General features: G+C 74.5%; 11 protein-coding genes and 3 tRNA genes. 8 read left to right on the plus strand and 6 right to left on the minus strand.

The features are described 5' to 3' along the window. The first annotated feature begins 125 nt into the window (after positions 1 to 125). On the plus strand, positions 126 to 1493 hold the full coding sequence (locus tag OHA34_RS05875; RefSeq protein WP_285944480.1) for a pyridoxal phosphate-dependent aminotransferase: 1368 nt from the start codon (positions 126 to 128) through the stop codon (positions 1491 to 1493). A 103-nt stretch (positions 1494 to 1596) separates the two neighbouring features. On the opposite strand, the gene OHA34_RS05880 is transcribed toward OHA34_RS05875, so the two are convergent. The 4 genes from OHA34_RS05880 to OHA34_RS05895 form a co-directional block, all read right to left on the minus strand. Continuing rightward, positions 1597 to 1681, minus strand: a tRNA-Ser gene (locus OHA34_RS05880). A 97-nt stretch (positions 1682 to 1778) separates the two neighbouring features. After that, a tRNA-Ala gene (locus OHA34_RS05885) sits at positions 1779 to 1849 on the minus strand. 14 nt (positions 1850 to 1863) lie between these two features. Continuing rightward, positions 1864 to 1935: transfer RNA gene (locus OHA34_RS05890), tRNA-Trp, on the minus strand. A gap of 75 nt (positions 1936 to 2010) precedes the next feature. After that, complete coding sequence (locus tag OHA34_RS05895; protein WP_285944481.1) at positions 2011 to 2526, minus strand: PaaI family thioesterase; 516 nt, start codon at positions 2524 to 2526, stop codon at positions 2011 to 2013. 217 nt (positions 2527 to 2743) lie between these two features. Between OHA34_RS05895 and OHA34_RS05900 the strand changes: the two genes are divergently transcribed. Both OHA34_RS05900 and OHA34_RS05905 read left to right on the plus strand, forming a co-directional pair. After that, positions 2744 to 3316 carry a hypothetical protein gene (locus tag OHA34_RS05900; protein WP_285944484.1) on the plus strand — a complete coding sequence of 191 codons (573 nt, stop codon included), beginning with the start codon at positions 2744 to 2746 and terminating at the stop codon, positions 3314 to 3316. Between the two features lie 147 nt (positions 3317 to 3463). Continuing rightward, positions 3464 to 4024 carry a CGNR zinc finger domain-containing protein gene (locus tag OHA34_RS05905; protein WP_329520927.1) on the plus strand — a complete coding sequence of 187 codons (561 nt, stop codon included), beginning with the start codon at positions 3464 to 3466 and terminating at the stop codon, positions 4022 to 4024. Positions 4025 to 4094: 70 nt separating this feature from the next. Here the strand turns inward: OHA34_RS05905 and folP are convergent, their stop codons facing one another. Further along, the gene (gene folP, locus OHA34_RS05910) at positions 4095 to 4994 is read right to left on the minus strand and encodes a dihydropteroate synthase (RefSeq protein WP_443029616.1); all 900 of its coding nucleotides are present in this window, start codon (positions 4992 to 4994) and stop codon (positions 4095 to 4097) included. Positions 4995 to 5220: 226 nt separating this feature from the next. On the opposite strand from folP, the gene OHA34_RS05915 reads away from it, so the two are divergent. The 5 genes from OHA34_RS05915 to OHA34_RS05935 all read left to right on the plus strand — a co-directional run bounded on the left by OHA34_RS05915 (position 5221) and on the right by OHA34_RS05935 (position 10862). Further along, positions 5221 to 6255: a GDP-mannose 4,6-dehydratase gene (locus OHA34_RS05915; RefSeq protein WP_285944546.1), complete on the plus strand. Its 1035-nt coding sequence runs from the start codon at positions 5221 to 5223 to the stop codon at positions 6253 to 6255. A gap of 32 nt (positions 6256 to 6287) precedes the next feature. Then, the gene (locus OHA34_RS05920; protein WP_285944487.1) at positions 6288 to 6551 is read left to right on the plus strand and encodes a ubiquitin carboxyl-terminal hydrolase 14; all 264 of its coding nucleotides are present in this window, start codon (positions 6288 to 6290) and stop codon (positions 6549 to 6551) included. After that, positions 6551 to 8095 (plus strand): MFS transporter, encoded by a 1545-nt coding sequence (locus tag OHA34_RS05925; protein ID WP_285944490.1) that lies wholly within the window; start codon positions 6551 to 6553, stop codon positions 8093 to 8095. The genes OHA34_RS05920 and OHA34_RS05925 overlap by 1 nt, the downstream gene beginning before the upstream one ends. A 173-nt stretch (positions 8096 to 8268) precedes the next feature. After that, positions 8269 to 9156, plus strand: a complete 888-nt coding sequence (locus tag OHA34_RS05930; protein WP_285944491.1) for a LysR family transcriptional regulator — start codon at positions 8269 to 8271, stop codon at positions 9154 to 9156. Positions 9157 to 9266: 110 nt separating this feature from the next. After that, positions 9267 to 10862: a Na+/H+ antiporter gene (locus tag OHA34_RS05935; protein ID WP_285944493.1), complete on the plus strand. Its 1596-nt coding sequence runs from the start codon at positions 9267 to 9269 to the stop codon at positions 10860 to 10862. On the opposite strand, the gene OHA34_RS05940 is transcribed toward OHA34_RS05935, so the two are convergent. Next, on the minus strand, positions 10849 to 11814 hold the full coding sequence (locus OHA34_RS05940; protein WP_329520928.1) for a helix-turn-helix domain-containing protein: 966 nt from the start codon (positions 11812 to 11814) through the stop codon (positions 10849 to 10851). The genes OHA34_RS05935 and OHA34_RS05940 overlap by 14 nt on opposite strands. Between the last annotated feature and the right edge of the window lie 192 nt (positions 11815 to 12006).

Here is a 12006-nt window from a genome sequence, read left to right on the forward strand (position 1 = left end):
GCATCGATGAGACTCGCTTGTGCTGATGCTGAGAGGGAGGCGAGCATGGATGGGTACCCGGCCGGGGCGCAACACGGGGAAATTCCGTTCCACCTTCCGCCATCTCGTCATGCCCTGGAGCATCGATGCCTGCCCAGACCCAGTCCGCCGCCGCCCGGTCGCCGCTGACCCGCCTCCGCCCGGTCGCCCTCTCTCCGACGCTGGCCATCAACGAGGCCATCGCCCGCAAGCGCCGTGCGGGGATGCGCGTCCTCCCCCTCGGTTTCGGAGAGGCCGGGATCCCCATACATCCGGCGCTGACCAGAGAGCTCGCCGCCGCCGCCGGCCAGGGCGCGTACGGCCCGGTCGCCGGGTCCGCCGCCCTGCGGGCGTCGGCGGCGGGCTACTGGAGCCGCCGGGGCCTGCCCACCGACCCGGCCTTCGTCGTCGCCGGGCCGGGCAGCAAGTCGCTGCTCTTCGGCCTGCTCATGGCGCTCGGCGGCGACATCGCCGTCCCGGCGCCGAGCTGGGTCACCTACGCGGCGCAGGCCGCGCTGGTCGGCACCGAGCCGGTGCGCATCTCGACGCCCCCCGGCGAGGGCGGCGTGCCCAGCCCGGCGCTCCTCGCCGACGCCGCGGTGCGCGCCCGCGCGGCCGGACGGCCGATCCGCGCCGTCATCGTGACGCTGCCCGACAACCCCACCGGGACGCTCGCGTCCGAGGACACCGTCCGCCGGCTCTGCCAGGTGGCCCGCGAGCACGACCTGGTGATCATCTCCGATGAGATCTACCGCGACCTGGTGCACGACCGGACCCGCCAGGTGACCAGCCCCGCCCGGTTCGCGCCGGAGCGGACCGTGGTGACGACCGCGCTGAGCAAGCATCTGGCCGCCGGCGGCTGGCGGCTCGGCGTGGCGCGGCTGCCCGACAGCCCGTTCGGCACCGCGCTGCGCGCCAGCCTGCTCGGCATCGCGAGCGAGCTGTGGTCGAGCCCGCCGGCGCCGATGCAGCACGCCGCCGCCTATGCCTTCGCCGAGCCGCCCGAGCTGGTCGAGCACGTCGACCGCAGCAGCCGACTACACGCCGCGGTGGCCAACGCGGTGGCCGACCGGTTCGCCGCGGCCGGGGCGAACGTGCCGCGCCCGCAGGCGGCCTTCTACGTCTACCCCGACCTCGGGCCGCTCCGCGAGAGGCTGCGCGAGGTCCACGGGGTGGGCACCGCCGCCGGGCTGACCGAGCTGCTGCTGGAGCGGTACGGCGTGGGCATCCTGCCCGGCAGCTCGTTCGGTGAGCCCGCCGAGGCGCTGCGGATGCGGGTGGCGCCGAGCCTGCTGTACGGGGAGAACGACGAGCAGCGGCTCGCGGCCCTGGCCGCCCCGGACCCGGCGGCGCTGCCCTGGATCGCCGGTTCCCTGGACCGCCTCACCGAGGTCCTCACCGACCTCGCCGGGACGGACGGCGCGCCCGCGGCCGGTGCCGCGCGGGCGGGGCTCGCCTCGGCCGCCGCGGGCTGAGACCGGAACCGGCCGCGCCGGCCGCCGTGACCGCGGGGACCCCCGCGCACCGATCGGGATTCCCGGGAATTCCCTTCGGCGCGCGGAGGCCGGCCTCGCGTCGCGGAGGGCAAGGGAGTCGAACCCCTTCGAGTTTCACCTCGACGTCAGTTTTCGAAACTGCTGCCTTGCCGTTCGGCCAGCCCTCCCGGGCGCGGCGAAACCGGGTCTGGAAACCCGATCCGATTCTGCGGAACGGGGGCCCGGAGAATCGCCGCCGGACCTCATGCCGCACCTGTCACCGCGTGGACTCGCAGGGGATCGAACCCTGATCGGCTGCGTGCAAGGCAGCCGTGTTCCCGTTACACCACAAGCCCGGATGAGCACTGCGCAGGGGCGGTGGGAGTCGAACCCACTTTCCGCTGGATTTGGAGACCAGCCGCCCAACCGGTGGCTCACCCCTTCGCGCTGCCGGCTCACGCCGACGTACTTCAGGATGCGCGCCCCGATGATCTGCCGCAACGCGTTTTCCGGACGGCTACAGGTCGGGGTCGGTGTCCTTGGCGGTGGCGACCGGGCGGAGCGGGCGGCGGAGTGGGACGAGCATCATGGAGAAGTCGGCGGCGGCGATGATGCGGTCCTCGGCGTCGGTCACCCGGCAGTCGACGATGACGAGCTGGCGGCCCGCCTTGAGCACCTCCGCGCGCGCGAACACCTCTTCGCCGTGCGGACGGCCCAGGTAGCGCACATGCAGGTCGGCGGTGACCAGGCTCTGGCGGCCGGGCTCGAAGCCGCCGCCGCGGGCGGCGGCGCTGCCGGCCGCGACGTCGATCAGCGTCGCGATGGCGCCGCCGTGCAGGTTGCCGGTGCTGTTGAACGCCTGCTCGCGGACCGGCATCGACAGCACCGCGTGCCGGTCGCCGATCTCGACGACCTCCAGGCCGAGCAGGTCGTGCAGCGGCGTGGCGTGGCGCAGCGTGGCGCGCACGGCGGCCTGCTCGTCCGGGGGCAGTTCGGCGATGCGGATCGTGCCGGACGGGTGCTGCGCTGCCATGCCCCTGATCACTCCTCTGCGGCCGGTACTGCCGCCTACATCCTAGTTACGCGCCGGGCCGCAACGGATAAGCGTGGTGTAAGGTCCAACGTCGCACGGGGCAAACGTTACATAGCGACCATCGGCCGGCGACGCGCCGTCCCACCTTGCTCCCCCGTGGTAAACCCGAAACAGTGTGATGTCACGTTTGTGATGGAAGAAGGCGAGGGGGCCCGCCATGAGGCATGCACAGGACGGGGCTGCCGCGGCGATAAGCGCCGCCTCACGAATTCTGGTCGCCCGGGGCAAGAACGAGCCCCAGGAGCAGGAGAACCCCGACGTCGGCTGGGGACAGCGCGCCCGCGACGGGGTGTGGGTGCCGACCAAGGACGGCCAGCGCATCCACATCGGGATCGACACCGCGGCGGCCGACACCGTCGGGCAGGTGCTCCGCCCGAGCCTGCGCGTCTACGGAGGGGTCGACGTCGACACCGACATCGTGGCGCAGACGACGGCCGGCGGGGTCCGGCTGCTCACGGTGATCCACGGGGCGGACGCCCCGACGGAGTTCCGCTTCCCGATCTCGCTCGCCGACGGCCTGGCGCTGGAGTCGATGCCCTCCGGCGGCTACGACGTCGTGCACCTGCGGTACGGCGCGACGGTCGGGCGCCTCTACAACCCGTGGGCGTCCGACTCGATGTTCCGGCCGGTGAAGGCCGACTACACCCTCGACGGCCAGACGGTCACGATGCGGATCCAGCACGTCGACGCGTTCTACCCCGTGGTCGCCGACCCCTACTACGCGCACTGACGGCCGCCCCGCCCCGGGGTGGTGCGGGCCCGTTCGGGGCCGCCGCGCCGACCGGGGCGGGCGTCATAGGGTGAGAGCGGGCCGCGGGCCGGTCCCGGCGGCGTCGGGCGCCCGGCCGCCTCCCGGTCCCCCGAGACTGGAGTCATCGTGATCTTCACCCATGACACCGAGCACGCGCTCGCCATCGTCGTCGATCTGATCAACACCGCCCCCGCGACGTCCGGCGCCGAGCGGCTCGGCGGGCCGGCGGACCTGCGCGAGTTCGTCGAGCGCAATCGGTTCAGCGGCATCCGGACGCTGTCGGAGCGCGACCTGGCCCGGGTGCTCGACCTGCGCGCCCGGTTCCAGGCCGTGTTCGAGGCGCCGGACGTGCCGACCGCGGTCCGGCTCGTCAACGAGGTCATCGGCGAGGTGCGCACCACCCCGCACCTGACCGACCACGACGACTACAGCTGGCACGTGCACTTCTTCGCCCCGGGCGCGCCGATGGGCGAGCACCTGGCGGCCGACTGCGGGATGGCGCTGGCGTACGTGGTGGCGGCGGGCGAGCTCGAGCGGCTGCGCACCTGCCAGGCGCCGGACTGCGCGCGGGTGCTGGTCGACCTGTCCCGCAACCGGTGCCGCCGCTACTGCGACAGCCGCACCTGCGGCAACCGCATGCACGTGGCGGCCTACCGGGCCCGCCGCCGCGAGGCCACCGCCCCCTGACCGTCCGCGCGTGCCGGACCACGCGCCCGGTGCGGGCCGGACCGGACCCGGCGGGCCCGGTCCGGGCGGGTCAGGGACCGAGGGCCGCGACGGCGTCGAGGGCGCGGCGGGCGCCGGCCACGTCGTGGACGCGGAAGACGCGGGCGCCGAGCCTCGCCGAGACGCCCAGCACCGCCATCGTGCCGACGCCGCGCTGGTCGACGGGGCGGCCGAGGGTCTCGCCGATGAAGTCCTTGTTGGACACCGCGACCAGCACCGGCCAGCCGGTGGCGGTGAGCTCGCCGAGCCGGCGGGTGATCTCCAGGGAGTGCCGGGTGTTCTTGCCGAAGTCGTGCGCGGGGTCGATGAGGATCGCGTCCCGCCGGACGCCGAGGTCCGCCGCGCGCCGCGCCTCGGCGGTGACGTGCCGGGCCACGTCGGCGACCACGTCGGCGTAGCCGGTCCGGTGCGGCCGGGTCCGGGGCTCCAGGCCGCCCGCGTGCGCGCAGACCAGCCCGATGCCGTGGGCGGCGGCCACCTCGGCCAGCCGGGGGTCGGGGCCGCCCCAGGTGTCGTTGAGCAGGTCGGCGCCCGCGGCGGCCACCGCCTCGCCGACCTCCGCCCGCCAGGTGTCGACGCTGATCACCACGTCCGGATGCCGGTCCCGGACGGCGGCGACCACGTCCACCACCCGGCGCAGCTCCTCGGCCACGTCCACCTCGTCGCCGGGGCCGGCCTTCACCCCGCCGATGTCGACGATGTCGGCGCCCTGGTCGACGGCGCGGGCGACGGCGTCCAGGGCCGCGCGGAACCCGAAGGTGGCGCCCCGGTCGAAGAAGGAGTCGGGGGTGCGGTTCACCACCCCCATGATCGCGAACCGGCCGAGCGCGCGGCCGTTCAGCCGCAGTGGCGGCAGCCCGGCCGTCGCGGCGGGCACGGCCGGCACGGCGGCGGGGGTTCCGGCGGGCGGGCCGGAGTCAGGACGCGGCATTCGGGCACCTCATGATGACCACACCGTCGCACATCGGGACCGCCGCGCGCCACGCCCGCCGTGGCGCCGGACCAGAAGATCCCGGATACTAGAAACGAATTCGGTGCAAACGGCGCCCTCCCGTGTCGGCATTCGCGGGGGATCGCTAATCTCGTCCTCCACACTCATTGCGGGCGCAACCCGTGGTGGGCCCCGTCGCCCGACCCAACCAGCCATGGAGGATCCGCTGTCCAGGCGAGCACTCATCACCGGCATCACCGGGCAGGACGGCTCGTACCTCGCCGAGCATCTGCTGGAGCGTGGGTATGAGGTCTGGGGCCTGGTGCGCGGTCAGGCGAACCCGCACGTGTCACGGCTCCGCAAGCACATCGGCGACGTCCAGATCACCACCGGCGACCTGCTCGACCAGGGCAGCCTGATCTCGGCGGTGGAGCGGGTCCAGCCCGACGAGGTCTACAACCTGGGTGCGATCTCCTACGTCCCGATGTCGTGGCAGCAGGCGGAGCTGACCGCCGAGGTCACCGGGATGGGCGTGCTGCGGACGCTCGAGGCGATCCGGGTGGTGTCGGGGATCAGCTCCTCGCGCACTCCCGCGCGCGCGCAGATCCGCTTCTACCAGGCGTCGTCCTCGGAGATGTTCGGCCTGGTCCGCGAGACTCCGCAGAACGAGAGGACGCCCTTCCACCCGCGCAGCCCGTACGGCGTGGCCAAGAGCTACGGGCACTACATCACCCAGAACTACCGCGAGTCGTACGGGATGTACGCGGTCAGCGGGATCCTGTTCAACCACGAGTCGCCGCGCCGCGGCGCGGAGTTCGTCACTCGCAAGGTCTCGCTCGGGGCGGCCCGCATCAAGCTGGGCCTGGCCTCCGAGCTGCGCCTGGGCAACCTGGAGGCCCGCCGCGACTGGGGCTTCGCCGGCGACTACGCCCGCGCGATGCGGCTGATGCTCGCGCAGGAGACACCCGAGGACTTCGTCATCGGAACGGGCCAGACGCAGTCGGTGCGCGATCTGGTGGAGTTCGCCTTCTCCAGCGTGGGCCTCGACTGGCGGGAGCACGTGGTACTGGACGCCAAGTACACCCGGCCCGCCGAGGTCGACCTGCTGTGCGCCGACCCGAAGAAGGCCCGCGAGCAGCTCGGCTGGGAGCCCCGGGTCGCCTTCGCCGAGCTGGTGACGATGATGGTCGAGTCGGACCTGCGGCTGCTGTCGGGGTCGTCCCGGCCCGAGGACGAGCCGATCAGCCCGGACCACTGGTGAGCCGTCCGGCGGCGCCGTGCGACGATGCCCTTATGGCAACGTGTGAACATGTGCGGCTGCTGCCGGACGAGGATCCCGCACCGCGGACCCCGCAGGGATGCCAGGAGTGCCTCGCTGAGGGCACCCGCTGGGTGCACCTGCGGCTGTGCCTGAGCTGCGGGCACGTGGGCTGCTGCGACTCCTCGCCGATGCGGCACGCGACCGCGCACTACCGGGGCGAGGGGCATCCGGTCGTCCGGTCGTTCGAGCCGGGTGAGGACTGGCGCTGGTGCTTCGCCGATGACCTGATCGTCTGATGCCCGAGGTCCGCCTCGGGACGGGCGCCGGCCGGTGGATCCTGCTGGCCACCGTGCTCGGGTCGAGCGTGGCGCTGCTCGACTCGACGGTGGTCAACGTCGCGCTGCCCCGGCTGGCCCGCGACCTGCACGCCGACATGGCCGGGCTCCAGTGGACGGTGAACGCCTACACGCTGACGCTGGCCGGGTTCATCCTGCTCGGCGGCTCGCTCGGCGACCGGTTCGGGCGGCGCCGGGTCTTCCTGATCGGCGTGGTGTGGTTCGCGGCGGCCTCGGTGCTGTGCGGCGCGGCCCAGGACGTCCCGATGCTGGTGGCGGCGCGGGCGCTCCAGGGTATGGGCGGAGCGCTGCTCACCCCGGGCTCACTGGCGATCATCCAGGCCTCGTTCGCCGCCGACGACCGGCCGCGGGCGGTCGGCGCCTGGTCGGGGTTCGGCGGGGTGGCCGGCGCGATCGGCCCGTTCGCCGGCGGCTGGCTGGTCGAGGCGGCGGGCTGGCGCTGGGTGTTCCTGCTCAACGTGCCGCTCGCGGTGGTGGTGGTGCTGGTGACGGTGCGGCACGTCCCCGAGAGCGTCGATCCGCGGGCGCGGGGGCGCTTCGACGTGACGGGCGCGGTGCTGGCCGCGCTGGCCCTGGCCGGGACGACCTACGCGCTCACCGAGGCGCCCGGGGGCGCGGTCTCCCCCCGGGTGGTCGGCACGGCGGCGGCGGTGGGGCTGGTCGCGGCGGTGGCGTTCGTCGCCGTCGAGCGGGCCCGCGGGCGGCGTCGGCGCCTGTGGGGCAGGCGCTCCGCCCGCGAGGTGCCCCAGCCGATGCTGCCGCTGGACGTGTTCGCGTCCCGGCAGTTCTCCGCCGTCAACGTCATCACGTTCGTCATGTACGGCGGGATGGGCGTGCTGTTCTTCCTGTTCGTGCTGGACCTCCAGGTGGTGTCGGGGTTCTCGCCGATCGCCGCGGGCACCGCGCTGCTGCCGGTCACGGTGCTGATGCTGATGCTGTCGGCGCGGGCCGGCGCGCTCGCCCAGAAGATCGGGCCGCGGCTGCCGATGACCGTGGGCCTGCTGGTCGCGGCGACCGGGATGGTGCTGGTCGGGCAGACCGGCCCGGGCTCGTCGTACGTGTGGAACGTGCTGCCCGCCGTCGTGGTGTTCGGGCTCGGCCTGGCGGCCGTGGTGGCGCCGCTGACCGCGACCGTGCTGGCCACCGCCGACGTCCGGCACGCGGGCGTCGCGAGCGGCGTCAACAACGCGGTGGCGCGGGCGGCGGGCCTGCTCGCGGTGGCCGCGATCCCGCCGCTGACCGGGCTGACCGGCGACGCCTTCAACGACCCGGCCAAGTTCTCCCACGGGTTCCGGCTGGCGATGATGACGTGCGGGGGGTTCCTGGCCGCCGGATCCGTGCTGAGCTTCCTCACGGTGCGGAACGACGCGCTCAGGTCCGCGCCCGACCACCAGCACGAGCCCGACACCAAGAGACACTGCGCGCTGGGCGCCCCTCCCCTGCAACCCGATCCGGAGGCCGCGCACCCCCGTCCGGCCTCCTGACCGGCGGCCCTGTCACTCCGGAACCGCGCCGGCCAGGCGCCGCTCCGGGGCACCGCCGCGCGTCCGGGCGGCGGGCGTGCCGCCGGCGGGCCGTCACCATCGGCTGGCAAACCTCAGGTCCGATTCCGGCTATGTCCAGGACCGGATCGGTTCGTTGTCATACGGTCAAGGGCATGAATCTGCGGCAGCTGCGGTACGTCGTGGCCACCGCCGACCACGGAACGATGACGTCGGCGGCCCAGGCGCTCTACGTCGCCCAGCCCGCGCTGTCGCGGGCCGTCCGGGAGCTCGAGCGGGAGCTCGGGGTGGAGCTGTTCGCCCGGTCCGGCCGCGGAGTGGTGCTGACCCCCGTCGGCGAGCGGGTGGTCCGCGAGGCCCGGGTCGCGCTGGACGCCGTCGAGGCGATCGAGAGCCTGGCGGTGGCCCGCGCCGGCGGGCGCGGCGCCGAGCTGCGCGTCGCGGCCACCCCGTCCCTGGAACCCGAGCTGACCGGGCGGCTGATCCCGAGGTTCGCCCGCGACCAGCCCGCCGTGCGGGTGCGGGTGATCCGCCGGGAGAGCCGCGAGGAGGTCGCCGGGGCGCTCCGCACCGGCCGCGCCGACCTGGCGCTGACGGATCTGCCGGTGCCCGGCGACCTGTCCGCGCACCCGTTCGAGCAGCGGGAGGTCGTGCTGGTCTCGCCGCCGGGCCTGAGGCTGCGCGACCCGGTTCCGCCCGCCGCGCTGAACGGCATGCGGCTGGTGCTGCCCGCCCGGGGCGGCACCGGCCGCGCCGAGATCGACCACCTGCTGAGGCGGCTCGGCGCGACCCCGGTGGCGGCGATGGAGTCCGACGAGCGCGGATCCTGGATCGGCTGGGTGCGCGCCGGGATGGGCTCGCTGCTCTGGTACCGCAACCGGCTGGACGACACCGAGGGCGTCACGGTCCGGTCGTTCATGCCGCCGATCACCCGGACGATCGGGCTCGTGCACGCGCACCGGCCGCTCTCGCCGGTGGCGCGCGACTTCCTGTCCTTCGCCAAGGAGACCACCCGGGACGCCCGGGGCCGCGACCACCACTGACGTCCGCTCCCCCGGCACGCCCGGCCGCCTGCACGCCTGGCCACCGGCGGGCCCGGCGGCAGCGGGCCCGCGGTGCCGCGCGGGGAGCCGCCCCATGTCATGATCGGCCCGTGGAGACGACGCATGCGCTGTGGCTGCTGGCCGTGCCGGTCAGCGCCCTGGTGGTGGCCGCGGCGGCACGGCGGGCCGGGCTGTCGGCGCCACTGGTGCTGGTGATCGCGGGACTGCTGGTCGCGTTCCTGCCCGGGGTGCCCGAGTTCAGGCTCGACCCCGAGTTCGTCCTCTACGTGTTCCTGCCGCCGCTGCTGTTCTCAGCGGCGTGGCAGAGCTCCTACTACAACCTGCGCGAGAACGTGCGGCCGATCGCGCTGCTGTCGGTCGGGCTGGTGCTGTTCACCACCTTCGCGGTCGGGTGCACCGCCTACCTGCTGGTGCCGGGCCTCCCGCTCCCGGCGGCGTTCGTGCTGGGCGCGATCGTGGCGCCGCCGGACGCGGTCGCCGCGGTGAGCGTGGCGCAGCGGCTCGGGCTGCCGCGGCGGCTGGTGACGATCCTGCTCGGCGAGAGCCTGTTCAACGACGCGACCGCGCTGACGATCTTCCGGGTCGGGGTGGCCGCGGCGGTCGGCGCGGGCTTCAGCTTCACCGGCGGCGTCGGGCGGTTCCTGTTCGCGGCGGTCGCGGGCGCGGCGGTCGGGCTGCTGCTCGGGCCGCCGCTGCACTGGCTGCGGACCCGGCTGAAGGACCCGCTGGTGGAGAACGGGGTCGCGGTGGCGGCGCCGTTCGCCGCGTACCTGATCGCCGAGGCGGTGCACGCCTCCGGCGTGATCGCGGTGGTGGTCAGCGGCCTGTACCTCGGGCACCGGTCCACCGAGACGACGGCGGTGACCCGGCTGATCGGCCAGTCCTTCTGGAAGATCATGGTGTTCCTGCTGGAGTCGGTGGTGTTCCTGCTGATCGGCCTCCAACTGCCGCCGGTGATCGACGGCCTGTCCGGGCACGGCCGGGCCGAGCTCGCCGGGTGGGCGCTGGCCGTCCTCGGCGCGACGGTGCTGGCCCGGTTCGCCTGGGTGTTCCCCGCCTGGTACGTCCCGCTGTGGCTGTCGGCGCGGCGGCGGCCCGACGCCCGGATCGGCTGGCGCGGCAACGTGGTCCTCTCGTGGGCGGGGATGCGCGGGGTGGTGTCGCTGGCCGCCGCGTTCGCGATCCCCTTCGGCACCGACGACGGGCATCCGTTCCCGGGCCGGGACCTGATCCTCTTCCTCACCTTCACCACCGTCCTCGGCACGCTGCTGGTGCAGGGGCTGACCTTCCCGCCGCTGATCCGCGCGCTCGGGATCGGCAGCGCCCGCGAGCGGTACACCGACACCGTCGCGGAGGCGGGCGCGCAGCACGCCGCCGCCCAGGCCGCGCTGGACCGGCTGGAGGAGGTCAGCGCGGCCGAGACCCTCGACGAGGACGTGGTGCAGCGACTGCGGGGCCTCGCCGAGCACCGGCAGCTCCGCGCCTGGGAGCGGCTCGGCGGCGGCACCGGCCCCGAGGGCGAGGAGGTCCCGTCGGCCACCTACCGCCGGCTGCGCCGCGAGATGCTGGCCGCCGAGCGGCGGGTGTTCGTGCGGATGCGCGACGAGCGCCGCATCGACGACGAGGTGCTCGACCGGGTCCTGCACGAGCTCGACCTGGAGGAGGCGGCCCTCAGCCGCGACTGACCGCCTCGGGCCGCAGGTCGCGCGGGCTGACACCGTACCGCCGCCGGAACGCGGTGCTGAGCGCGCTCGCGGACGAGAAGCCCGACGCCGCCGCCAGCTCCGAGATGGTCAGGTGCCGGTGCCGGGGGCTGCCGAGCCGGTCGTGCACCAGCTTCAGCCGCTCGTCCCGGATCAGGTCGCGCGGGGTGGTCCCGGCCTGCTGGAGGGCGAGCTGGACCTGGCGCAGCGACCAGCCGAGCTCGCGCGCGACCGCGGCGCCGTTCAGCCCCGGGTCGGCGGCGCGGCGGCGGATCTGCCGGCGGACCAGCGCCTCGACCTCGGCGAGCCGGCCCGGCGCGGACGGGCGGTCGTCGCCCGCCGCGAGCATGCACAGTAGCTCGACCAGGCGGTCGCACACCGCGTCGAACCCGGTGCCGGTGAGCGCCGCGCGCTCCTCGTGCAGGCCGGTCAGCATCGCGCCGGCCACCCGGCCGAGGCCGGTGGTGAAGTCGAGCCCGGCGGGCAGCGGCGCCGCCCGGTTCAGCGGGCCGTCCACCTCGCGGGCGGGGATCGTCATGATGAACGCCCGCGTGCCGGGCGCCTGCACCGCCTCGAACGGCTCGCCGAACGGGACCAGCGCCCCAGAGCCCGGCGCGAGCCGCGCCTCCCGGTCGCCCTGCCGGACGGCCAGTCCGCCGGCGAGCGGGAGCAGCAGCCGGTAGTCGCCGTCGGCGTCGCGGCCGATCTGCCGCGCGGTCCGCCGGTAGCCGACGGGCCCCGACCAGAACCGGACGAGCTGGTGGTTCCGGCTGCGCTGCCGGACCGACCCGCCGCTGAAGTCGCCGGCACGCGGATACTCGCAGGTCATCCGCGACTGGTAGGACGCGGTCTGCTCGCTCCAGAACTCGGCGCGGTCGCGCGCCGGCACGTCGTCGGTCGAGGACGCCTCGACGGCATAGGTCGGTCCGGACACCGGGGGCACCCTCCCTCCGGCCCGCCCGGACCGGTGTTGACGGCCTGGCGCCGCCCCCGCCGGAGCGCGGCGCCCACGGCGGCAGCGTAATGCGGTCTCCGGCCGCCGTTCGGCGGTTCCCGCAGATCGTGAGCGGATCGGGACCCGAGGTCATCGGGCCTCGCTGCGCGCCACGGCAAGATCCGTGCGCGT

It is taken from the genome of Spirillospora sp. NBC_01491, from assembly GCF_036227065.1.
GTDB lineage: Bacteria > Actinomycetota > Actinomycetes > Streptosporangiales > Streptosporangiaceae > Spirillospora > Spirillospora xylanilytica.

Coding starts and splice junctions, on each gene's coding strand:
- OHA34_RS05930 (WP_285944491.1), top strand. CDS start 8,269: ATGAATCTGCGGCAGCTGCGGTACGTCGTGGCCACCGCCGACCACGGA.
- OHA34_RS05920 (WP_285944487.1), top strand. CDS start 6,288: ATGGCAACGTGTGAACATGTGCGGCTGCTGCCGGACGAGGATCCCGCA.
- OHA34_RS05895 (WP_285944481.1), bottom strand. CDS start 2,526: ATGGCAGCGCAGCACCCGTCCGGCACGATCCGCATCGCCGAACTGCCC.
- folP (WP_443029616.1), bottom strand. CDS start 4,994: ATGCCGCGTCCTGACTCCGGCCCGCCCGCCGGAACCCCCGCCGCCGTG.
- OHA34_RS05925 (WP_285944490.1), top strand. CDS start 6,551: ATGCCCGAGGTCCGCCTCGGGACGGGCGCCGGCCGGTGGATCCTGCTG.
- OHA34_RS05875 (WP_285944480.1), top strand. CDS start 126: ATGCCTGCCCAGACCCAGTCCGCCGCCGCCCGGTCGCCGCTGACCCGC.
- OHA34_RS05900 (WP_285944484.1), top strand. CDS start 2,744: ATGAGGCATGCACAGGACGGGGCTGCCGCGGCGATAAGCGCCGCCTCA.